This is a genomic window from Natronospirillum operosum (assembly GCF_004768465.1).
In the GTDB taxonomy this organism is placed as follows: domain Bacteria; phylum Pseudomonadota; class Gammaproteobacteria; order Pseudomonadales; family Natronospirillaceae; genus Natronospirillum; species Natronospirillum operosum.
In genome coordinates this window covers 31636-53733 of the sequence record NZ_SRMF01000008.1, presented here as the reverse complement: position 1 = coordinate 53733, position 22098 = coordinate 31636, and the positions used below count along the sequence as shown (strand labels likewise).

18 protein-coding genes are annotated in these 22098 nt (G+C 63.1%); 15 read left to right on the top strand and 3 right to left on the bottom strand.

The annotated features are described in order from the left end of the window. Positions 1 to 74: 74 nt before the first annotated feature. The 5 genes from dprA (at position 75) to lon (ending at position 6162) form a co-directional block, all read left to right on the top strand. The gene (gene dprA, locus E4656_RS15800; protein WP_135484276.1) at positions 75 to 1190 is read left to right on the top strand and encodes a DNA-processing protein DprA; all 1116 of its coding nucleotides are present in this window, start codon (positions 75 to 77) and stop codon (positions 1188 to 1190) included. A gap of 92 nt (positions 1191 to 1282) precedes the next feature. Then, on the top strand, positions 1283 to 1834 hold the full coding sequence (gene tsaC, locus E4656_RS15795) for an L-threonylcarbamoyladenylate synthase type 1 TsaC (protein WP_135484275.1): 552 nt from the start codon (positions 1283 to 1285) through the stop codon (positions 1832 to 1834). A 33-nt stretch (positions 1835 to 1867) separates the two neighbouring features. Continuing rightward, the gene (gene hemF / locus E4656_RS15790) at positions 1868 to 2770 is read left to right on the top strand and encodes an oxygen-dependent coproporphyrinogen oxidase (protein ID WP_135484274.1); all 903 of its coding nucleotides are present in this window, start codon (positions 1868 to 1870) and stop codon (positions 2768 to 2770) included. Next, entirely contained in the window at positions 2767 to 3615 is an 849-nt protein-coding gene (gene aroE / locus E4656_RS15785; protein WP_135484273.1) for a shikimate dehydrogenase, read from the top strand. Before hemF ends, aroE begins: the two co-directional genes overlap by 4 nt. A 90-nt stretch (positions 3616 to 3705) precedes the next feature. Beyond that, a complete protein-coding gene (gene lon, locus E4656_RS15780) occupies positions 3706 to 6162 on the top strand; it encodes an endopeptidase La (RefSeq protein ID WP_135484272.1) in 2457 nt (818 codons plus the stop codon). Positions 6163 to 6173: 11 nt separating this feature from the next. Here lon and E4656_RS15775 read toward each other — a convergent pair whose 3' ends face one another. Then, positions 6174 to 6731: a gamma carbonic anhydrase family protein gene (locus E4656_RS15775; protein WP_135484271.1), complete on the bottom strand. Its 558-nt coding sequence runs from the start codon at positions 6729 to 6731 to the stop codon at positions 6174 to 6176. Between the two features lie 94 nt (positions 6732 to 6825). Here E4656_RS15775 and E4656_RS15770 point away from each other — a divergent pair, with 94 nt between their 5' ends. Further along, entirely contained in the window at positions 6826 to 8880 is a 2055-nt protein-coding gene (locus tag E4656_RS15770; protein ID WP_135484270.1) for a M3 family metallopeptidase, read from the top strand. An 18-nt stretch (positions 8881 to 8898) separates the two neighbouring features. Here the strand turns inward: E4656_RS15770 and E4656_RS15765 are convergent, their stop codons facing one another. Further along, positions 8899 to 10767, bottom strand: coding sequence for a methyl-accepting chemotaxis protein (locus tag E4656_RS15765; protein WP_135484269.1), 1869 nt, complete (start codon positions 10765 to 10767; stop codon positions 8899 to 8901). A gap of 188 nt (positions 10768 to 10955) precedes the next feature. Here E4656_RS15765 and E4656_RS15760 point away from each other — a divergent pair, with 188 nt between their 5' ends. The 7 genes from E4656_RS15760 to E4656_RS15730 all read left to right on the top strand — a co-directional run bounded on the left by E4656_RS15760 (position 10956) and on the right by E4656_RS15730 (position 18435). Continuing rightward, positions 10956 to 11504, top strand: a complete 549-nt coding sequence (locus E4656_RS15760) for a YqgE/AlgH family protein (RefSeq protein WP_135484268.1) — start codon at positions 10956 to 10958, stop codon at positions 11502 to 11504. A gap of 47 nt (positions 11505 to 11551) precedes the next feature. Further along, positions 11552 to 14191 (top strand): phosphoenolpyruvate carboxylase, encoded by a 2640-nt coding sequence (gene ppc / locus E4656_RS15755; protein WP_135484267.1) that lies wholly within the window; start codon positions 11552 to 11554, stop codon positions 14189 to 14191. A gap of 13 nt (positions 14192 to 14204) precedes the next feature. Further along, complete coding sequence (gene gshB / locus E4656_RS15750) at positions 14205 to 15245, top strand: glutathione synthase (protein WP_135484266.1); 1041 nt, start codon at positions 14205 to 14207, stop codon at positions 15243 to 15245. Positions 15246 to 15659: 414 nt separating this feature from the next. Next, positions 15660 to 16490: a helix-turn-helix transcriptional regulator gene (locus E4656_RS15745; RefSeq protein ID WP_135484265.1), complete on the top strand. Its 831-nt coding sequence runs from the start codon at positions 15660 to 15662 to the stop codon at positions 16488 to 16490. A 53-nt stretch (positions 16491 to 16543) separates the two neighbouring features. Continuing rightward, positions 16544 to 16798 carry a YheV family putative zinc ribbon protein gene (locus E4656_RS15740; RefSeq protein WP_135484264.1) on the top strand — a complete coding sequence of 85 codons (255 nt, stop codon included), beginning with the start codon at positions 16544 to 16546 and terminating at the stop codon, positions 16796 to 16798. A gap of 42 nt (positions 16799 to 16840) precedes the next feature. Continuing rightward, the gene (gene purE, locus E4656_RS15735) at positions 16841 to 17341 is read left to right on the top strand and encodes a 5-(carboxyamino)imidazole ribonucleotide mutase (RefSeq protein WP_135484263.1); all 501 of its coding nucleotides are present in this window, start codon (positions 16841 to 16843) and stop codon (positions 17339 to 17341) included. Then, a complete protein-coding gene (locus E4656_RS15730; protein ID WP_135484262.1) occupies positions 17338 to 18435 on the top strand; it encodes a 5-(carboxyamino)imidazole ribonucleotide synthase in 1098 nt (365 codons plus the stop codon). Before purE ends, E4656_RS15730 begins: the two co-directional genes overlap by 4 nt. Here the strand turns inward: E4656_RS15730 and E4656_RS15725 are convergent, their stop codons facing one another. Beyond that, positions 18436 to 19362: a tripartite tricarboxylate transporter substrate binding protein gene (locus E4656_RS15725; protein WP_240754001.1), complete on the bottom strand. Its 927-nt coding sequence runs from the start codon at positions 19360 to 19362 to the stop codon at positions 18436 to 18438. It lies immediately after the preceding gene. A gap of 193 nt (positions 19363 to 19555) precedes the next feature. Here E4656_RS15725 and mnmG point away from each other — a divergent pair, with 193 nt between their 5' ends. Together mnmG and rsmG are read left to right on the top strand one after the other, a co-directional pair. Then, positions 19556 to 21451, top strand: coding sequence for a tRNA uridine-5-carboxymethylaminomethyl(34) synthesis enzyme MnmG (gene mnmG, locus E4656_RS15720; RefSeq protein WP_135484260.1), 1896 nt, complete (start codon positions 19556 to 19558; stop codon positions 21449 to 21451). Next, entirely contained in the window at positions 21451 to 22086 is a 636-nt protein-coding gene (gene rsmG, locus E4656_RS15715) for a 16S rRNA (guanine(527)-N(7))-methyltransferase RsmG (RefSeq protein ID WP_135484259.1), read from the top strand. Before mnmG ends, rsmG begins: the two co-directional genes overlap by 1 nt. The last annotated feature ends 12 nt before the right edge of the window (positions 22087 to 22098 follow it).

Below are 22098 nucleotides of genomic sequence, written 5' to 3'. Positions count from 1 at the left end.
CTGTGGGTGCGGCAGAAAACAGTTGGTCGGCGCGACCCCGGCAACCATGAATCTGTAACAACAGGGATGTAGTCATGACCATTGATCGAGACCAGCTGCCCTGGCTGGTATTGCACCTGACACCCGGCCTCACCGGGCGTCGTCTGCAGCAGTTGCTGATGCACCACGGCTCCCCCAGAGCACTGGAGCACCTCACTCCCAGTGCCTTGCAGGCCATGGGCTGGCCACGCCTGCTGGCCCAGGCCGTGTTGTTCAATCTGCAGGACCCCTGGCAGGCGTTGCCCGACCTCAAGCGGGTTGCCAACTGGGCGGCCCGACCGGGCAATCAATTGCTGACCCCGGGCGATGCTGACTTTCCGGCCGCCCTGATGGATATCCTGCCCGACCCGCCGCCGGTTCTCTATGTGCAAGGTTCGGCGCCACTGCTGAGCCAGCCGCAACTGGCTGTCGTCGGCTCCCGTCACCCGCAGGCCAGCAGTCGTCAATTGGCCCATGACTGGAGCCGGGCGCTGGCTGCGGCTGGCCTGCCGATCACCAGCGGCCTGGCCCGTGGCATTGACGCGGCGGCCCATCAGGGTGCGCTGGACGCCGCTGGACAAACCATAGCCGTGATTGGCAGCGGGCTGGATGATCTCTATCCGGCGGGCCATGAAGCCCTGGCCGCGCAGATTGTGGACCAGCACGGCGCCGTCATTTCCGAGTTGCCACCCTGGGCACCACCCAAGGCAGCCAACTTTCCGCGCCGCAACCGGCTGGTGGCTGCATTGGCGCGGGCGGTGCTGGTGGTGGAAGCCGCCGAACGCAGCGGCTCCCTGATCACGGCACGCCTGGCCGGGGAATTCGGCCGTGATGTGCTGGCCGTGCCCGGTCATCCCTTTGCACCCGGTGCGGCCGGCACCAATGCCCTGCTGCGCGACGGCGCCATGGTGGCCGATCACTGGTCGGTGGCGCTGGACCTCTACCCCGAGTACCAGGGCGGCACCCAGGGCGAAACCCCGGGTGGTCCTGCGCTGTCGGAAGATCAGGCCCGTGTCTTTGCCGCCGTGGGCACGCTGCCCACGGCTCTGGAAACACTGGCGCTGACGCTGGATTGTGAACCGGAATCCCTGTACGAGCCGCTGCTGGAGCTGGAACTGGCCGGGCTGATCGGCGTTCAGGGCGGCAGCTATGTGCGTCTGCAGGGTCCCTGAAGTACAATGCGCCCATCCCGGGGTGCATGGTGCTGCTCCGGCACCCGGCTGAGCCGGGCAGGATGAATCGAGGCGGAGGCGATTGACCGAGCATGACCTGGCTGAACCCCGAACAGGTGCGCGCTGCTTTCTGGCAGGGTGGCCTGCTGGCCTATCCCACCGAAGCGGTCTGGGGTCTGGGTTGCAACCCCTGGGATCAGGTGGCGGTTGGGCGGCTGCTGACGCTGAAGCAGCGCCCGCTGCACAAGGGTCTGATTCTGGTCGCCGGCCAATGGGCCGTGCTGGCGCCCTGGCTGGAACATCTGTCCGCGCCGCAGCACGCGCAACTGACCGCCACCTGGCCCGGACCGGTGACCTGGCTGATTCCCCGACCACCCGGCATGCCCGACTGGATAACCGGTGGTCAGTCCACAGTGGCGATGCGCCTGAGTGCCCACCCGACCATAGCGACGCTGACTTCCATACTGGGAATGCCGCTGGTGTCCACCAGTGCCAACCGCAGTGGCCGCCGCGCCGGCCGCCACGAATGGCAGGTGCGCTACTGGCTGGGCGACGATGTTGACTGTTATATCTCCGGGCCGACGGGTGGTGCCGCGCAGCCGTCCACCATTCGGGACCTGGTGACCGGGACGAGACTGCGTTGAAACCCATGGCAATCCACGATCAGAAGTGAGGGCATGATGGAGCTACAGGCTGTACGGGATTATCTGACCGCGCTGCAGTCGCGAATCTGCACGACGCTGGAGCAGCAGGAGCCGGAGGCCCGCTTTGGCGAAGATGTGTGGACTCGCCCGCAGGGGGGAGGGGGGGTTACCCGCATTCTGTCCGGAGGTAACCTGTTCGAGAAGGCCGGGGTTGGCTTTTCCCATGTTCAGGGCGACCAGCTCCCCCCCACGGCCGCCGCCAATCGACCGGAACTGGCGGGGCGGCGGTGGCAGGCCATGGGGGTATCCCTGGTCATTCATCCGCGCAATCCCTATGTGCCCACATCACATGCCAATATTCGGCTGTTTGCGGCCGAGAAACCGGGCAGCGATCCGGTCTGGTGGTTTGGGGGCGGCTTTGACCTGACCCCGTACTACGGCTTTAACGATGACGCCAGACACTGGCATCAGACCGCGCGTGATCTTTGCCAGCCCTTTGGCGAAACGGTCTACCCGCGGTACAAGCAGTGGTGTGATGAATACTTCTATCTGCCCCACCGGCAGGAACCCAGAGGCATCGGCGGCCTCTTCTTCGACGATCTGAACGACTGGGAGTTCGAGACCTGCTTTGCCTTCCTGCAGGCGGTGGGCAATGGCTATCTGGATGCCTACATGCCCATCGTGGAGCGACGTCGGCATCTGGAGTACGGCGCCCGCGAGCGCCAGTGGCAGGCCGTGCGGCGGGGCCGCTATGTGGAGTTCAATCTGGTCTATGATCGGGGCACCCTGTTCGGCCTGCAGTCGGGTGGCCGCACCGAGTCGATTCTGATGAGTCTGCCGCCCAGTGTGGAATGGCACTATGACTTCCAGCCGGAGCCAGGCAGTCCCGAGCACCACCTGCTGACCGATACCCTGCGTCGGCGGGAGTGGGTATGACGGTCAGACTCGCCTTGCTGGGGCATCCGGTCAGCCACAGCCGCTCGCCCTTCATTCATCAGGCCTTCGGTCAGGCGCTGGGCTTGCCGGTGCAGTATGACACTCTGGATCTGGTGCCGGAAACCGTGGACGCCCGGGTCAGAGCGCTGCTGAAGGACGACTTTGCCGGCTTCAATGTCACCGTCCCCTACAAGGAAACAGCCTGTGGCTGGGCCCATCAACTGACTGCGCGGGCAGAGCGAGCCGGTGCGGTCAACACCCTGATACCGCTGCCGGGCCAGCCGGGTCAGTGGCTGGGTGATACCACGGATGGCGCCGGGCTGGTACGAGATCTGGTCAGTGTGCAGGGCCTGCAGCCGGCCGCTCAGCGCATTCTGCTGCTCGGTGCCGGCGGTGCGGTGCGGGGCGTGCTGGAACCACTGCTGGCCACGCGCCCGGCCTGTCTGCATATTGCCAACCGCACCCGGGCCCGGGCCGAAGCCCTGGTGGACCGCTTTCAATCCATGGCGGCAGCGCAGGGTGTGACACTGACCGCCAGTGGCTTCGACGACCTCGAGCCAGGCTGGGACTGGGTCATCAACGGCACGGCAGCCAGCCTGGGCGGCGAGGTGCCGCCGCTGCCGGCCGGCACGCTTGGTAACACTCGGGTCAGTTACGACATGATGTATGCGCCCGCGGCCACGCCCTTCAACCAATGGGCGGCCGCTCAGGGCGTACCCCGGTGCATGGATGGCCTGGGCATGCTGGTGGGTCAGGCGGCGGAGTCGTTTCAGCAGTGGACCGGCCGGGCGCCTGCAGTCGAGCCCGTGCTGAAAGCACTGCGGGCTGAACTCGACAGGGATTGAAATTTGCCCAAGTGACGCCTATCTAGCAGGGAGTGAGTGAACACACACAGCGCCGAGCTCGAGTCGGCGACTCCCAACAAGGCAGGTGTCATGAGTCCAGCTGAAATCCTTTTTGCCGATCGTGATCCGGAACAGTCCGGTGCTGCCGAGAGCGGCGCCAAAACCGGCCTGGTGCAGGCCAATGATGTTCGTCCCCAGCGCCTCTATGTGATCCCCCTCAACAGTCGGCCCTTCTTTCCGGCCCAGATCATGCCGGTGGTGCTCGACTTCGATCTCTGGGGCGAAACCCTGGAGCGCGTGATGAACACGCCGCATCGCATGCTGGCGCTGTTCTTTGTGGAGGATTTCGAGGCCGCCGGCAATACCCTGAGTCCGGAGGATGTGCCCGCGACTGGTACCCTGGTGCGCGTGCACCAGTTGAAGCGGGAAAAGAACACGCTGCAGTTTGTGGCCGAGGGCCTGACCCGGGTGCAGATCAGTCAGTGGCTGAGCCGCAAGGCGCCCTATCTGATCGAAGCACGCTATCCCAGCGAAGCCGAGGGGCCGGAAGATGAGGTCAAGGCCTATGCCATGGCGGTGATTTCCGCGATCAAGGAGCTGGTACCCACCAACCCGCTGTATGGTGAAGAACTGAAGCACTATCTGCAGCGGTTCTCACCCAATGACCCTGGCCCGCTGGCCGATATTGCGGCCGCCATTACCACCGGCAAGGGGGGTGATCTCCAGGGTGTACTGGATGAAGCAGACCTGCTGCCGCGGCTGCAGCAGGTCTTGCCGTTGCTCAAACGCGAAATCGAGGTGGTGCGCCTGCATACCGAGCTGCAGGAAGAGGTCAATGACAAGATCCAGAAGCGGCAGCGTGAATTCTTTCTGCGTGAGCAACTGAAAGTCATCCAGAAGGAACTGGGCCTGTCCAAGGATGACCAGACCAGTGATGTCGATACCTTTACTGCGCGGCTGGAAGGCAAGACGCTGACGGCCGAGGCAGAGCAGCGCATTCAGGAAGAGCTCGACAAGCTGAAGGTGCTGGAGTCGGGGTCGCCCGAATACGGGGTGACACGCAATTACCTGGACTGGGCCACCAGCCTGCCCTGGGGGCTGACCGGCAAGGACCGCTTCGATATCAGACGTGCGCGTCGTATTCTGGATCGGGACCACGATGGCCTGGGCGATGTGAAGGACCGCATTATCGAATTCATTGCCGTGGGCGCCTATCGCGGCAGCATCAATGGCTCGATACTGCTGCTGGTTGGCCCGCCCGGGGTCGGCAAGACCTCCATTGGCAGGAGCGTGGCCGAGGCCCTGAACCGGCCCTTCTATCGATTCAGCGTGGGCGGCATGCGTGACGAGGCCGAGATCAAGGGCCATCGACGCACCTATATCGGCGCCATGCCGGGCAAGTTCGTGCAGGCGCTGAAAACGGTCGGCACCATGAACCCGGTGATCATGCTGGATGAAGTGGACAAGCTGTCGGCCTCGTTCCAGGGTGATCCGGCTTCGGCCCTGCTGGAGACCCTGGACCCGGAACAGAATGCCGAGTTTCTCGATCATTATCTGGACCTGCGGCTGGATCTCAGTCAGGTCATGTTCATCTGTACCGCCAATACGCTCGACAGCATCCCGGGGCCACTGCTGGACCGCATGGATGTGATTCGGCTGTCCGGTTATCTGACCGAAGAGAAGGTCGATATCGCCCGCAATCATCTGTGGCCGCGGCAACTGGAACGGGCCGGCGTAAAGAAGAAGGACCTGCGCATCACCCGCAAGGCGCTGCGCGAGGTGATCGAGGGCTATGCCCGCGAAGCCGGGGTGCGCAACCTGGAAAAGCAGCTGGCCAAGATTGTGCGCAAGTCAGTGGTGCAGCTGCTGGAAGAGCCTGACCAGTCGCTGCAGATCACGCCGCGCCGGGTCACCGAGCTGCTGGGCAATCCGATCTTCAAGGCCGAGCAGCAACTGGCCGGCATCGGAGTGGCAACGGGGTTGGCCTGGACGGCCATGGGCGGTGCCACCCTGCCGGTCGAGGCCACCCGCATTCACGGGCAGAACCGGGGCTTTCGTCTGACCGGCAAGCTGGGTGATGTCATGAAGGAGTCGGCCGAGATTGCCTACTCCTATGTGTGTGCTCACTTGCCGGACTATGGCATAGATGAAGCCTTCTTCGACCAGGCCTTCGTGCACCTGCATGTACCCGAGGGGGCGACGCCAAAGGATGGTCCCAGTGCCGGTATCACCATGGCTTCGGCCCTGGTATCACTGGCCCGACAGCAGGCCCCGCTGGAACGGGTCGCCATGACGGGTGAACTGACGCTGACCGGTCAGGTACTGCCCATCGGCGGGGTGCGTGAGAAGATCATTGCGGCGCGGCGCCGGGGCATCGATACCGTCATCATGCCGGCGGCGAACCGGGGCGACTACGAGGAACTGCCCGACTACCTGCGCGCCGGGCTGACGGCCCACTTTGCCCGGCACTATCACGAGGTGTTCAGCATCCTCTACGGCACCGAGCCGGAGCCGCCGGCGCCAGACCCGGCGCCGGTACACCACTAGCCAGTAGGCGCTCAGCGCCCGCCGGTGCGGCGATCAATGCCGGCGTCGAGATAGTCGTCCTTGAGCCGTACATAGTTGGCCGCTGTGTAGCGAAAGAAGGTCCGCTCCCGGTCGCTGAGCGGGCGGGCCGCCTTCGCCGGGCTGCCCATATAAAGGTAGCCGCTTTCCAGCGTCCTGCCGGGGGGCACCAGGGTGCCGGCGCCGATCACGACCTGATCCTGCACCACGGCCCCGTCGAGGACTCTGGCCCCGATGCCGACCAGAATCTCGTCGCCCAGAGTGCAGCCGTGCAGGCAGGCCTGGTGGCCGATGGTCACATCACTGCCGATGACCAGCGGGTGACCGTCCGGGTTGTAATCGCTGGCATGGGTGATGTGCAGGACCGCACCGTCCTGTACAGAGGTGCGGGCACCGACCCGTATGCGATGCATGTCACCACGGATAATGGCACCGGGCCAGACGGAGACGTCATCCCCGAGCTCCACATCGCCGAGTACAAAGGCCAGGGGGTCGATCATGACCCGCTCACCGAGGCGTGGCGTGTGGTCACGAAAACTGATTCTGCTCATGGCTGGATCCGCAATTGATACTGAATGAATGCGGCCCCACTATAGCAGATAGCCCCAGCCCGGATAGCCCTGAACAGAACCCGAGGAAAGCATTATGACTGCGGCCAACCCTTTGCTGACAGCACATGAACTGCCCCCCTTTTCGCTGTTGGAAGCCGAGCATGTCTTGCCGGCTCTGGATACCTTGCTGGCGCGTTACAACGCCGTGGTCGAAGCCGTGGCTGCTGATGCGGGCACGGCGACCTGGGATTCCGTCATGGCGCCGCTGGAGCAGGTCGAAGACGAGGTGGCACAGGCCTTTTCCCCGGTCAGTCATCTGGCCGGCGTGCGCGACCGCCCGGAATGGCGCGAGGTCTACCGGCAGGCCGTCGAGCGGCTGACCGAACATGAAACCGAGGTGGCCCAGCATGCGGGCCTCCATGCCCGCTATCAGGCCCTGCGCAATGGCCGGCACTGGGCCGCACTGACGCCGGCCGAGCAGACCGCCGTGGACAATGTGCTGCGTGATGGCCGGCTGGCCGGTATTGACCTGCCGGCCGACCAGCAGGCGCGTTTTCGAACCCTGATGTCGGAGCTGGCCAGCCTGTCCAATCGTTTTTCCGAGCAGTTGCTGGACGCCACCCAGGGCTGGACCCTGCTGATCGAGGACAGGAATCGCCTGGATGGCCTGCCGGAGTCGGCACTGGATACGCTGGCCGCCAATGCCGAGGTCGCTGGCAAGACAGGCTGGCTGATCAATCTGGAATTCCCCTCCTACCTGCCGGTCATGACCTATGCCAATGACCGTGCCCTGCGCCGGGAAGTGCACGCAGCCTTCAATACCCGCGCTTCCGATCAGGGGCCGCAGGCGGGACGCTGGGACAACAGCCCGCTGATGGCCGATATCATGGACCGGCGGCATGAAGCGGCGCGGATGCTGGGCTATGCGCACTACGCCGAAGAAGCACTGGAAACCCGCATGGCATCCTCGGTGGATGAGGTACTGGGCTTCCTGCACCAGTTGGCGGACCGGGCGCTGCCGCAGGCGCGGGAGGAATTTGCCGAACTGGAAGACTTCGCCCGCAGCGAGCTGGGTCTGGACCAGCTGGAGTCCTGGGATCTGCCCTGGGCCAGTGAACAGCTCAAGCAGGCGCGCTATGCGCTGTCGGACGAGCAACTGAAACCCTGGTTCCCGGTGGACCGGGTGCTGTCCGGACTGTTCGAGCTGGTGCGCCGGCTGTACCACATCGATGTGGTGGAACGGCAGGACTTCGATACCTATCATCCGGATGTGCGCCTGTTCGAACTGCAGGATCAGGGGCAGCCGGTAGCGCTGTTCTACCTCGACCCCTATGCCCGCCAGGGCAAGCGCGGCGGTGCCTGGATGGATGATTGCCGTATCCGGCGGCGCACCGAGCGGGGGCTGCAGTTGCCGGTGGCCTACCTGACCTGCAATTTCACGGCCCCGGTCGGGGGGCGGCCTGGACTGCTGACCCATGACGAGGTCACCACCCTGTTTCACGAGTTCGGCCATGGTCTGCATCACATGCTGACGCAGGTAGAGGTAGGCTCGGTCAGTGGCATCAATGGCGTGGCCTGGGATGCGGTCGAACTGCCCAGCCAGTTCATGGAGAACTTCTGCTGGGAGCCGGAAGCTCTGGCCTTTATCTCCGGTCATGTGGATACCGGTGAACCACTGCCGCAGGGCCTGCTGGAGCGCATGTTGCGGGCGCGCAACTTCCAGTCTGCGCTGCAGATGATGCGGCAGCTGGAATTCTCGCTGTTCGATTTCGAACTGCACGCCAACTGGCAGCCGGGCGCCGGGGTCGAGGCCATACGGGAATCACTGCGACAGGTCCGCGAGCGCGTCTGTGTGGTACCGGTGGCCCCCTATGCCCGTTTCGAAAACAGCTTTGGTCACATCTTTTCCGGCGGCTACGCGGCAGGCTATTACAGCTACAAGTGGGCCGAGGTGCTGAGCGCCGATGCCTTTGCCCGCTTTGAAGAGGAAGGGATATTTGCTGCCGCACCGGCGCAGGACTTTCGCGACTGCATTCTGGCCCAGGGCGGAGCCCGGCCAGCCGCAGAGTTGTACCGGGCCTTCCGGGGTCGGGATCCGCAAATCGACGCCCTGCTGCGCCATTCGGGTATCACCACCCGGGCCGCCTGAACCCGGGCGGCGGAGCGGTCAGAGCACGAAGCGGCGCAGTTTATCCTCCAGATCCTGCGCCAGGCTGCCCAGTTCCCGCGCCCGCTCTGCGGCATCATGCGAGTTGCCGGCCATTTCGTCAGCGGCGGTCTTGATCTCCGAAGTGATGCGGCTGATCTCGTCCGTGGCCTTGTGCTGCTCACCGGACGCGTCTGCAATCCGCTCCGAGCGGTCATTGATGTGCTGCACCGCTTCATGAATGGCGTTCAGGCTCTCGGAGACCTGGATGGCATTCTCTCTGGTGTCTGCGGTGAGTTCGACTGACTGCTGCATCATGTCGACCGACTGGCTGGTCTGGCCCTGCAGCTGTTCGATCATGGACTGGATTTCACCCGTGGCTTCATGCGTGCGCTTGGACAGGGCGCGCACCTCGTCGGCCACCACAGCGAAGCCGCGTCCGTGCTCGCCGGCACGGGCGGCCTCTATGGCTGCGTTCAGGGCCAGCAGGTTGGTCTGTTCGGCTATTTCCTGAATGGTAGAAATGATGGTGTTGATCTTCAGTGCATGGTCGTTGAGCCCCTGAATCACCTCTGTGGATTCATTGATGCGGGTGCTCAGGAGTTCCATGTTGCCCTTGTTGTGCTGCGCCTTCTCCAGACCGCTCTCGGCCGCTTCGCCCGAGGCCTTGGCGGCTTCCAGGGTTTCCTGCGCGCCCTGGGCCACTTCATTGGCGGTCACGGACATCTCGTGAATAGCCGCTGCCACCTGACCGATTTCGTCCTGCTGGCGCCTGATCTGGGTATTGTTGCGATCCACGTCACCGTGCGTGTCACTGGCCTGCTGGGTCAGCCGATCCCCGGTGGCTCTGACTTCCTGCAGCAGTGATTGCATGGTGCCCATCAGTTGATTGAAGGCGCCGCTGACCTGGGCAATTTCGTCCCGGCCATGGACTTCCAGGCGCTGTGTAAGGTCGCCACCGCCACTGCCGATGTCCAGCATGGCCTGACGCATGCGTTGCAGCGGGCGCAACAGCCAGCCCAGCAGTATCCAGGCTACCACCCCGTAGACGGCCAGTATCATCAGGGTGCCGACGATGGTAGCAATCAGAGCCCGGTTGACCGGCGCATAGACCTGGGATCGATCAAGTACGAAACCCAGGCTCCAGTCACTGTCCGGAATGGTGGTAAAGCTCACCAGGCTGGTACGCCCGTCTATGGTCAGGGTGCGCATGTCGCCGCTGCGGCGCAGTTCACGCAGTGCCGCTGGCGTGAGTTCCGAATTCATGCGTGTGGTCTCGGCCAGGGCCAGCTCCTCGTCGGGGTGGGCAATCAGGTTGCCCTCGCCGTCGACCAGAAAGGCGTAGCCGCTGGCAGTCAGATCGACGGCCAGTACAGAGCGGACAACCTCCTGCAGAGACACATCGGCGCCTACGACGCCCTGACCCGGCCAGGGGGTAGCGAAAGTCAGTATCAGTTCCCCGGTAGCGGCATCGGCATAGGGGCTGGTCAGCACCGAATCGTTGTCGGCCACGGCCAGTTCGTACCAGGGCCGGGTGCGCGGATCATAGTCATCGGGCAGCGGATCTTCCGGACGCAGCGTCATGGTGCCGTCGTCTTCACCCAGATAGGCGAACATATAGTTGCCGGCGCGCACAATCAGATCCAGCACCTCTATGGTGTCCTGGCCAGCGGCGAGCCTGTCAGCGGCGGCCTCCACGGTCTGCTTGTTGCGTGTCAGCCACTGGTCGATGTTGGACGACAGGGTGGCCCCGGCAATGTCGATCTGGCTCGACACCAGATCCAGCGTCTGGTTACGCTGATCAATATAGGCAAAGGCGGAACGCACTGCGATGGCCAGAAAGGCCATCAGCAGCACCGCCAGCATGAGTTTAACGCGCAGGCTGGCCATCTTTTACTCCACTGCAGAATTGGGGGGCGCTGATGACAATTATCGGCCATGCCCCTGTGAACTATAGTCAGACTCGCCAGATTGCATTTGTATCCCGGCCGGATCGTCCTCCATAATGCGGCTATGACCGAAATTCGATCGAGGAAGCGCCCCGCTATGTCGATACCCGTCCGTGTGAGCTTCACCGCATGAGCCAGTCTCTGTCACACCACCTGCTGGTCGCCATGCCGCTGCTGCAGGATGCTTTCTTTGCGCGGGCCGTGGTCTATATTGTGCAGCATGATGATGACGGCGCCATGGGCATCATCGTCAACAAGCCGGTAGCCATGACCCAGGCCGAACTGTTCGGTAATCTGGGCATCCCGGCCGAGAGCAGCGCGACCGCCCCGCCTCTGGTGTTTGGCGGGCCGGTAATGCGCGAGCGCGGTTTCGTGCTGCATGGTGATCAGCAGGAGTGGGAATCCTCGGTCAGCAATGATCACTGGAGCGTTACCACGTCCAAGGACGTTCTGCAGGCCGTTGCCGGCGGCACAGGCCCGGCCCGGTATCAGATCTGCCTCGGTTACGCGGGCTGGGGTGCCGGCCAGCTGGAGCAGGAACTGGCCAGCAATGCCTGGCTGACCGTGCCGGCGCGCGCCGGGCTGGTGTTCGACTGTGCCCCCTATGAGCGCTATGACGCAGCGCTGTCCGAACTGGGCATCGATCCGGCCATGCTGGCCGGCGGTGGCCAGGCCTGATTCGCCAGGGGCGATCCATCTCTGCATCCGTAATGGAGTAACTAGTCATGGCAGCACATGCACAACTGCGCCGTCAGGTCAGACAACTGGGCGAAACGCTGGGCCGCACCATTGCCGGGGCCCATGGTGAAGCCTGGCTGGAGCGGGTGGAAGCGCTGCGCCATCTGGGCAAGGCGGCGCGTGAGGGTGACCTGTCGGCGCGCCAGAAAATGGCCGAAACCTTCCGTACCCACAACGATGAAGACCTGCTGGTACTGGCCCGCGCCTTTGCCCAGTTTCTGAACCTGGCCAATATCGCCGAACAGCACCATACGGTGTCGCCGGCGGGTCGAGCCCAGCAGCCCTATCCGAATCCGCTCCCCGACACCCTCGAGCGTCTGCGTACCGGTGGTGTTACCCAGGCGGCCCGGCAGACGGCGGTGAACAAGCTGCATATGGACATGGTATTGACGGCCCACCCGACCGAGGTCACCCGGCGCACCCTGATCCACAAGTACAGTGAACTGGCCAGTGAACTCTGGCACTGGGATGACGGTCGTGATCCGGAGGCCACCAGGGACGCGGACCGACGCATCGAGGAACTGGTCAGCCAGTCCTGGCATACGGAAGAAATCCGCGCCACGCGACCGACGCCGGTCGATGAGGCCCGCTGGGGCTTTGCCGTTATCGAGAATTCCCTGTGGGACGCAGTACCCCGTTTCCTGCGCGACTATGAATCGACCCTGGCGGAACACGAACTGGATTTGCCGCTGGCCGCCCGGCCGGTACGCTTTTCCTCCTGGATGGGCGGTGATCGGGACGGCAACCCCAACGTCACCGCTGCGGTGACCGAGCAGGTCCTGTTGCTGGCGCGCTGGAAAGCCGCCGAGCTCTTTGCCGATACCCTGCATCAACTGGGGTCGGAACTGTCCATGGCCGACTGCACCGAGGAGTTCCGCACCCTGGCCGGTGACGGCCCCGAACCCTATCGCGCCTTGCTGAAATCACTGCGCAACCGGCTGCTGCAGGTCAAGGAAGCCATCAATCGGCGTCTCAGCGGGGATCGGGTGGCACTGGAAGACTGTCTGCTCAGCGATGATGCCCTGCTGACCCCGCTGCAGGCCTGCCATGATTCCCTGTGTGCCTGTGGCCTCGATGTGATCGCCGATGGCCGACTCAAGGACACCTTGCGCCGGGTACACACCTTCGGTACCGGTCTGCAGCGCCTCGATATCCGCCAGCACAGCGAGTACCACCTCAATGCGCTCGGCGAGCTGACGCGCTATCTGGGCCTGGGCGACTATACCCACTGGACCGAGGAAGAAAAGCAGGCCTTCCTGCTGCGTGAGCTGGCCAGTCGCAGGCCCCTGCTCCCCCGTCAGTGGTCCCCTTCCCCCGAGACCCGGGAGGTGCTGGATACCTGTCGCACGATCAGCCGCTTTCCGCCCGAATCATTCGGACTCTATGTGATTTCCATGGCCAGTCGTCCTTCCGATGTGCTGGCCGTGCAGTTGCTGTTGCGTGAATGCGGAGTCGACTGGGCCATGCCCGTAGCTCCCCTGTTTGAAACCCTGGATGACCTGAACGGCGCCACAGAGACCATTGGCGCGCTGCTGAACATCGACTGGTATCGGGGCTATATTCAAGGTCAGCAGGCGGTCATGATCGGTTATTCGGATTCGGCCAAGGATGCCGGCGTGCTGGCCGCCAACTGGGCCCAGTACCGAGCCCAGGAGGCGCTGGTCAAGCTGGCGCAGACCCATGACCTGACCCTGACCCTGTTCCATGGTCGGGGCGGCAGTATCGGCCGCGGTGGTGGCCCGGCCCATGCCGCCATACTGTCCCAGCCGCCAGGCTCCGTGGACGGCGGTCTGCGGGTCACCGAGCAGGGGGAGATGATTCGTTTCAAGTTCGGTCTGCCGGACCTCGCGGTGCGCAGTCTGCAACTCTATGCCAGTGCACTGCTGGAAGCCCTGCTGCAGCCGCCACCGGAGCCCCAGCCGGCCTGGCGCGACCTGATGGACCGGCTGGCGGATGAATCCTGCCGGCATTATCGCGCCGTGGTCCGGGACGACCCGGATTTTGTGCCCTTTTTCCGTGCCGCGACGCCGGAGCAGGAGCTGGCCAAGCTGCCGCTGGGCAGTCGTCCGACCAAACGCAAGAAGGAAGGCGGCGTAGAATCCCTGCGGGCCATCCCGTGGATTTTTGCCTGGTCACAGAATCGCTTGTTGCTGCCCAGCTGGTTGGGTGCAGTCGAGGCCATCCGCACGGCCCGGGATGGGCAGGATGCAGCCACCCTGGACGAAATGAGTCAGGATTGGCCTTTCTTTGCCACCCGGCTGGCCATGCTGGAAATGGTGTTCATGAAAACCGACGCCGATCTGTCGCGGGCCTATGCTGAGCGCCTGGTGCCAGCCGAATTGCAGCACCTGGGGCAGACCCTGGCTGACCGTCTGCTGGCCGATGCCGCGACGCTCAAGGCACTGCTCAGCGAAGACACGCTGATGCGCAGTGATCAGTGGAACCGCGAGAGCATCCTGCTGCGCGAGCCCTATATCGAACCGCTGCACTGGCTGCAGATAGAACTGCTGGCGCGTGAACGGCAGGCGGAGCGCGAACAGTGGCCGGCGTCCCGAGTGCAGGTGATTGAAAAAGCCTTGATGGTAACCATTGCCGGCATTGCCGCCGGTATGCGCAATACAGGATAACGGAACCGAAACTATGCATGTTGGTTTTCTGATTGAAGACTGGGCGAATCTGGAGCCCGGCAAGAGTTCGACCCTGCTGATCATGCAGGAATGCCTGCAGCGCGGCTACAAGGTGTCGGTCCTTTATGTGCGCAACCTGACCGTGCGCAACAATGTCGTCTATGGTTTCGTCAAGCGGGTGCGCATGTCGGGTGACAAGGTGCCGGAACAGGTGGCCACCTTTTTCAAACGGGCGCAGTTGGATGACAAGCTGATGCCATTGCAGGCGCTGGATGTGATTTTCATCCGCAAGGACCCGCCGATCGACCCCATTACCTACAACTTTCTTGATTCGGTCAAGGACCTGACCATGGTGGTCAACGAGGTCGATGGCCTGCGCAAGGCCAACAACAAGCTCTATACCACCACCTTCCATGACCCCCATAACGAATTCCTGCCGGTCACGCATGTGTCCAAGAACAAGGACTACCTGCTGCGCATGATTCAGGAATCGGAACATGACCGCATGATCCTGAAACCGCTGGACGGTTCCGGCGGCCGTGGCGTGATCGTGCTCGAACGGCGGGCCATGACCAATATCAACTCCCTGCTCGATTTCTACATCGATGGCGGGCGCAACTATGTGATTCTGCAGGAGTATATAGAAGGCGCTGACCAGGGTGATGTCCGGGTGCTGATGCTCAACGGGCGCTTTATCGGCGCCTACAACCGCAAGCCGGCTGAGGGCGAGTTCCGCGCCAATATCCAGACCGGTGGCACGGCCCATGCGTACACCATGACGGCCAGCCAGAAACGCATCCTGCGCAAGGTCGGTCCCAAGCTGGCGCGGGACGGCCTCTATTTTGTAGGCCTGGACATGATTGGCGACAAGATTCTGGAAGTGAATGTCTGCAATCCGGGTGGCATTACCAATATCAATCGTCTGAACAAGGTGAAGCTGCAGCGCCAGGTGGTGGATTTTCTGGAAGAAAAGGTGCACGAGCGGCATCAGGACTCGGCCGAAATGCACGACCGCCTGGCACGACGCCACCAGTCGAAACAGGATGAGCACTGACATTCCGGGGGAGTATTCAGGCGCTGAGGAACTGTTGATGCCGGCAGCCGCCGGAAAAAGCAGAGTCCTTTCTGCACCGGTCAGACGGCGGCTCGCACTGGACCGTTCACCCGCTGGCCAACATCCCTGTTGACACCATCCATGGTGTGGCAGAACAGGGACCAGTGTATGTCAGCGAAAGTCAGAAGTTTATGTCGAAAAGTTGCCAAAATGACCCCCTGAAATGGCACCTTTTATCAACTGGCCACGGCCCGAGTCTGCACGCGATGAAGGCAGAGGCCGTGTCAGCCCATGCTGCGGACTCGGTGAGGTCCTGATTAAAACCGTACCCAGTCCGCAGAATGAGGCTTTGATACTTGGCCGGCTGTTGGCAGAACCTCAGAATAGAAGCCGAATGCATTCAGGGGATCAGTCGTGGCGCAAGACCTGCAGGCCGTTGCTGACCGAATTCGGCGCTATTTCAAACCCAGGCATCTTGATTTCGAAGCGCTGGAGCAGAACATAGGGGAATGCTATGCCCTTAACCTGCGGCGGCTGCGTGCCGAACTGGGGTGGGGGCAGGAGCAGATTGCCGGTGAGATGGGCGTGTCCCGAACCCAGTATCGAAACTACGAGGCCGGTGATTCCTTTCCGCGCATGAGTACCACCGCCCGCTTCATGCAGTTGACGGGTGTGCCCTTTCCCTATTTCTTTATTGGCAGTGGCTATGAGCCCGTGTTCAGCCATCTGCATGTGCGCGGGCACTGGCTGCCGGTGCAGATATTTGCCGGCCGGGCCAGCGATATCCAGTTTGAAGCCGTGGTGGACATTCTGGCCGAGCATCTGCAACGCCGCCTGCCCCGTCCGGAAGCGCTGGCGGCGCTGACCTGGCCGGACCCGGAGGCGGTACGTGCCGAGCTGGATCACTACTATGTACTGGTGGCCAATGGCCTGCGCCAGTTTCGCGAGATCGTGCAGTACCCGCAGGAAGACATGGCGGCCCTGCTGGGGACCACCCAGCGCACACTGTCGCGTTATGAGGATTCCGGCGAGGAACCGCATTTCAGTGTGTTGATGGCGCTGCGCCTGTGGGCGTCCACAGGCCTGGCGCCGATCTGGCTGATGCACGGCACCTGCTTCTTCCGCATGCGGATGCTGCAGCATCAGCGCATGGGTTATCTGGCCCAGCTGCTGGACGATGTGCCGGAGTGCACCCAGGTACAGATGACGTCCCTGATGCGCCAGATCAGCCACCTCACGCTCTGACTGCCCACCCCTTTTCTGCTACAATGCGACCCTTTCCCGACAGGACTTCAGTCATGGTCATGCGGTTCATTGCCGGCGCTGTCTGCCCGGCCTGCGGCGAGCAGGATACGCTGCGCGCCGAAGTTACGGACACACCGGAATTCCAGTATCGGGAGTGTGTATCCTGCGGGTTTTCCGAAACCGGAGCCGAGGCCCAGGCTGCGGCCCGGGAGCCGGTCACCCGGATCAGTGGCAGTGATGCCGGTGATGGCCGTCAGGTGGTCCGTATTCTGCCATCCGGTACCCGCAGCGGTTCCGGTACCGACTGAAATCAGTCATATCACAACAGCCAGGTCGTTGAGGACAGTAGAATGAGCACAGCCAGAGTGGGCGTGATAATGGGCTCCACCTCGGATTGGGACACCATGCAGCACTGCGCGGATACACTGCAGGCCATGGGCATCGAGTTTGAAACCCGTGTGGTCTCTGCCCACCGCACCCCGGACCTGTTGTTCGAGTACGCCGGGCAGGCCGCCGGTCGCGGACTGCAGGTGATTATCGCCGGCGCTGGTGGTGCGGCTCATCTGCCTGGCATGTGTGCGGCCAAGACAGCGCTGCCGGTGCTGGGTGTGCCGGTGCAGTCGAAAGCCCTGAACGGCATGGACTCTCTGCTCAGCATTGTGCAGATGCCGGCCGGCATCCCCACCGGCACCCTGGCCATAGGCCGCGCCGGGGCGGTGAACTCGGCGTTGCTGGCGGCCTCCATTATTGCGCTGCAGGACCCCGAGGTCAGAACGCGACTGGAAGCCTACCGCGCCGCCCAGACTGAGCGGGTGCTGGCCCAGCCGGACCCGTCGGAGCCGACTGCATGACTCGGCTCGGTATCGTCGGGGCGGGCCAGTTGGGCCGCATGATGGCGCTGGCGGCAGCGCCTCTGGGTATACGGACCGTGCTGCTGGACCCCGGAGCCGAGGCCTGCGGGCGCTTCTTCGGTGAGCATCTGATGGCCGGTTTCGATGATCTGGATGCCATGGGGCAGCTGGCGGCCGCTGTCGATGTGGCCACCTTCGAGTTCGAGAATATCCCGCCTGCTTCGGTGGCCTGCCTGGCCGAGCACATTCCGGTCTGGCCGCCTGCCGGTGCACTGGCCACTGCACGCGATCGCTGGGCCGAGAAATCCCTGTTCCGCGAGCTGGATATTCCGCTGCCGCCGGTGGCGCGGATCGACTCCCAGGCCGATCTGGATGCCGCCGTGGGTGACATCGGTCTGCCGGCCGTGCTGAAGACCCGTACCCTGGGTTATGACGGCAAGGGCCAGGCCGTGTTGCGCAGCACCGAGGATGTGGCTGGCGCCTGGGCCGGTCTGGGCAGTGTGCCCTGTGTGCTGGAAGGCTTTGTCGATTTCGATGACGAGCTGTCCTGTATCGGTGTGCGCAGCAGCGCTGGCGAACTGCGTTTCTATGATCTGGTGCTCAACGAACATCAGGCGGGCATCCTGTATCGCTCCACACCGCAGCCACATCATCCGCTGCAGCCGGCTGCCGAGCAGTATGCCGGTCAGGTCATGGATCAGCTCGGTTATGTGGGTGTCATGGCGTTCGAATTCTTCCGCCAGGGTGATCAGCTGCTGGCCAACGAAATAGCACCCCGAGTGCACAACTCCGGCCACTGGACCATCGAGGGCGCTCGTACCAGCCAGTTCGAGAACCATGTACGTGCGGTCTGCGGACTGCCGCTGGGGGATACCGAAACGCGGGAGTCGGTACAGATGCTCAATGTGTACGGAGGCCGGCCCGATGTGAAGAGGCTGCTGAGTGTGCCCGGTGTCAGCTGGCATGACTATGACAAGACGCCCAGGCCCGGCCGCAAGATTGGCCATGTCACCGTGCAGGCGTCAGAGGCCGCTGTGCTGAGTCGTCGGGTGCAGCAGGCGGAATCCTGCCTGCGCAATGATCGCGGGCAATAGTCACTGCTCGGTCAGTGCATGGAACTCATCTATCTGATTCTGGAACAGCGTGCTGAGCTTGTCTTCGGTCACAAAGGTGGTCGGCATGCGAATCTTTGACTCGGTCACATCCACAAAGCGGGAGTCTGCTGCGGCAACCCGCAGGGCCTCCCGCAGGCGATCGACATGGCTGTCCGGAGTGTCGCGCGGTACTGCCAGCACGCGGTAGGCGTGCATCTCCAGGTCGTAGCCCAGCTCCAGCAGGGTGGGCGTATCGGGGTAGGCCATCAGGCGCTCCCGGGTTGGGCTGGCCAGCAGCCGCATCAGGCCGTCGTCCGTGTAGGCACTGTGGGTGCCGCCACTGAAGGCCACATCCGCTTCGCCATTGATAATCAGTGGTGCCATGCCGGCGCCCCCGGTGGTGGGCAGTATCCGCAGATCAATGCCTTCCCGGGCCATCAGTGTCTCCATGACATACTGATCATGCGGGTTCTGGGTGGCATAGATCAGTTCGCCCCGCTCGCGACCGTACTCCAGCATACCTTCCCAGGTGGAAAAAGGTGTATCCGGCCCGGTTACAATGGCGGGCTGATCCAGCGTCACACCGGCCACATAGCGAAAGCTCTGCGCATCATAGGAGGTATTGGTGGTCAGGGGCGTGAACACAAAGGGATTGGACAGGCCGAACTGGAACACATAGCCGCCTTCCAGGCTGCTGGCCAGCATTGCCGCTGCCACGCCACCGCCGCGTCCGGGGTAATGCAGTACCTCGACCGGCTGACCCAGTTCCTCGCTCAGAACTTCGGCCAGTACAATGCCCTGAATATCGGTGCTGCCGCCCGGGTTGAAGCCGATCAGCATGGTCAGCGGACGGGATGGGAAATCGTCGGCCACGGCAGTAAGCGCGAGCGCCAGGCCAGCTAGCAGTGCGATGAGTTGTCGGCGCATTTTCATTGTTCTTTATTGATGTGGCATGCTGAAAATTCTAGGCTGATGGACACGGCTTGTCCAAGCGGATTTTCCGCTTTCGGGCCGCTTCTGGCCTCCGGCCGGAGGACTCTGCCCCATTGCCCCTTTGCTGTGCACTTTTTATCCGTATAATGTGCACCCCGCTGAATGCACCAACGTTTTGAGGCGCCCTGTGAACTTTCCCAACCGTTTTGAGGTCATCGTCATCGGTGGCGGCCACGCCGGCACCGAGGCCGCGCTGGCGGCTGCCCGCATGGGCGTGCAGACGCTGCTGCTGACCCACAACATTGAAACCGTCGGTGTCATGTCCTGCAACCCGGCCATCGGGGGTATCGGCAAGAGTCATCTGGTGAAGGAGATCGACGCTCTGGGTGGCGCCATGGCGCAGGCCACGGATCGTGGCGGTATACAGTTCCGGGTGCTCAACAGCCGCAAGGGCCCGGCGGTGCGCGCGACCCGCGCCCAGGCCGACCGGCAGCTGTATCGTGCTGCCATCCGCGATATCGTCGAAGCCCAGCCCAATCTGTGGATCTTTCAGCAGGGCGCCGATGACCTGATCATGGACGGTGACACTGTCACGGGCGTGGTCACCCAGACCGGTATCCGCATTCACGGCACCACGGTGGTGCTGACCGCCGGCACCTTTCTGGGCGGCCGTATTCATGTCGGGAGCGACAACTATCAGGGTGGCCGCATGGGCGATGCGCCGGCCAATCGCCTGGCCGAACGTTTGCGCGAGATGCCGTTTCGGGTCGGGCGCCTGAAAACCGGCACCCCGGCGCGTATCGACGGGCGCAGTGTCGATTTCAGCGTGATGGAGGAGCAGTGGGGCGATGACCCGCGCCCGGTCATGTCCTATATGGGCAGCCGCAGCGAGCATCCGCAGCAGGTGTGCTGCCACGTGACCCACACCACCGAGCGCACGCACGAGATCATCCGCGCCAATCTGGATCAGTCCGCCATGTACAGCGGCAATATCGAGGGCGTGGGGCCGCGCTACTGCCCGTCTATTGAAGACAAGGTAGTGCGCTTTGCCGACAAGTCGTCGCACCAGATCTTTGTCGAGCCGGAAGGACTGAAATCCAACGAGCTCTATCCCAACGGCATTTCCACCAGCCTGCCGTTCGCGGTGCAGGTCGAATTCATTCACAGCATCCGCGGCTTCGAGAAGGCTCATATCACGCGGCCCGGCTATGCCATCGAGTATGACTACTTCGACCCGCAGGATCTGCGCCACTGGATGGAAACCCGCTTTGCGGGCAACCTGTTCTTCGCCGGGCAGATCAACGGCACCACCGGCTATGAAGAAGCCGGTGCTCAGGGCCTGCTGGCGGGCCTGAATGCCGCCCTGCGAGCGCGTGGCGAAGCACCCTGGTATCCGCGTCGCGATGAAGCCTACACGGGTGTGCTGATTGACGACCTGATCACCATGGGCACCCGCGAGCCCTATCGCATGTTCACCAGCCGCGCCGAATACCGCCTGCTGCTGCGCGAAGACAATGCCGATCAACGCCTCACAGAAAAGGGTCGCGAGCTGGGTCTGGTCGATGACGCGCGCTGGGCGGCCTATTGTGACAAGCGCGAGGCGGTGGCGCGCGAACACGAACGCCTGCGGACCACCTTTGTACAGCCGGGCAGTGCCCAGGCCGAACTGGCCAGTGCCTGGCTGGACCAGCCCCTGAAGCGCGAATATACCCTGCTTGATCTGCTCAAGCGGCCCAAGGTGACCTATGGTGATATTGCAGCGCTGGCGGAGCCCGAAGCCGGTGCTGACCGGGTATCGGATATCGTGGCGCAGCAGGTGGAAACCGAAATCAAGTATGCCGGTTACATTCAACGCCAGCAGGACGAGATCAACCAGCTGCGCCGGCACGAAGACACACCGCTGCCGGAAGATCTGGATTATGCCGGGATCACCGGCCTGTCCAACGAGGTGCGCCAGAAGCTGGCCGAGGTGCGTCCCGGCACCCTGGCCCAGGCCAGTCGTATTTCCGGGGTGACCCCGGCGGCGGTGAGTCTGCTGCTGGTGCACCTGAAGAAGCGCACGGCTGTGCGCAAGTCTGCCTGATGAGTCAGGCAGACACCTATCGTAATGCTCTGCTCGCCGGTGCCGACCAGTTGGCGGTGCAGCTTGATGACCACCAGACTGATCAACTGCTGGCGTATCATGCCGGCCTGGTGAAATGGAATCAGGCCTATAACCTGACCGCAGTGCGCGACCCGCTGGAGATGATCTCGCGTCACCTGCTCGACAGTCTGGCCATTGTGCCCTTCCTGCCCGCCGGCTCACTGCTGGATGTGGGTACCGGCGCCGGCCTGCCGGGGGTGGTGGTGGCCATGGTCCGACCGGACATCGAAGTGACCTGTCTCGACAGCAACGGCAAGAAGATTCGTTTCATTCGCCAGATGATTATGGAACTGGGGTTAAAACAGGTTGCAACGACACAGGCGCGTGTGGAATCCTTTAGCGCTGAACCCTTTAACGCGATTACCAGTCGTGCCTTTGCCTCGCTGGCAGACATGGTGCAGTGGTCGCGTCACCTGCTAGCCAGCGATGGTCAATTTCTGGCCATGAAAGGCCAGTATCCGGAGGCCGAACTGGCGGCTCTGCCCGCCGCAGTAGATGTGCTGGCCGTGCAGCGACTGCATGTGCCGGGCCTACCCGGAGAGCGTCATCTGGTCCGTCTGGGATGGAGTCAGTGATGGCACTGGCCG

Excerpts from the sequence above, each read along its gene's own strand:
- dprA (WP_135484276.1), top strand. The coding sequence starts at position 75 with ATGACCATTGATCGAGACCAGCTGCCCTGGCTGGTATTGCACCTGACA.
- tsaC (WP_135484275.1), top strand. The coding sequence starts at position 1,283 with ATGACCTGGCTGAACCCCGAACAGGTGCGCGCTGCTTTCTGGCAGGGT.
- hemF (WP_135484274.1), top strand. The coding sequence starts at position 1,868 with ATGATGGAGCTACAGGCTGTACGGGATTATCTGACCGCGCTGCAGTCG.
- aroE (WP_135484273.1), top strand. The coding sequence starts at position 2,767 with ATGACGGTCAGACTCGCCTTGCTGGGGCATCCGGTCAGCCACAGCCGC.
- lon (WP_135484272.1), top strand. The coding sequence starts at position 3,706 with ATGAGTCCAGCTGAAATCCTTTTTGCCGATCGTGATCCGGAACAGTCC.
- E4656_RS15775 (WP_135484271.1), bottom strand. The coding sequence starts at position 6,731 with ATGAGCAGAATCAGTTTTCGTGACCACACGCCACGCCTCGGTGAGCGG.
- E4656_RS15770 (WP_135484270.1), top strand. The coding sequence starts at position 6,826 with ATGACTGCGGCCAACCCTTTGCTGACAGCACATGAACTGCCCCCCTTT.
- E4656_RS15765 (WP_135484269.1), bottom strand. The coding sequence starts at position 10,767 with ATGGCCAGCCTGCGCGTTAAACTCATGCTGGCGGTGCTGCTGATGGCC.
- E4656_RS15760 (WP_135484268.1), top strand. The coding sequence starts at position 10,956 with ATGAGCCAGTCTCTGTCACACCACCTGCTGGTCGCCATGCCGCTGCTG.
- ppc (WP_135484267.1), top strand. The coding sequence starts at position 11,552 with ATGGCAGCACATGCACAACTGCGCCGTCAGGTCAGACAACTGGGCGAA.
- gshB (WP_135484266.1), top strand. The coding sequence starts at position 14,205 with ATGCATGTTGGTTTTCTGATTGAAGACTGGGCGAATCTGGAGCCCGGC.
- E4656_RS15740 (WP_135484264.1), top strand. The coding sequence starts at position 16,544 with ATGGTCATGCGGTTCATTGCCGGCGCTGTCTGCCCGGCCTGCGGCGAG.
- purE (WP_135484263.1), top strand. The coding sequence starts at position 16,841 with ATGAGCACAGCCAGAGTGGGCGTGATAATGGGCTCCACCTCGGATTGG.
- E4656_RS15730 (WP_135484262.1), top strand. The coding sequence starts at position 17,338 with ATGACTCGGCTCGGTATCGTCGGGGCGGGCCAGTTGGGCCGCATGATG.
- E4656_RS15725 (WP_240754001.1), bottom strand. The coding sequence starts at position 19,362 with ATGCGCCGACAACTCATCGCACTGCTAGCTGGCCTGGCGCTCGCGCTT.
- rsmG (WP_135484259.1), top strand. The coding sequence starts at position 21,451 with ATGAGTCAGGCAGACACCTATCGTAATGCTCTGCTCGCCGGTGCCGAC.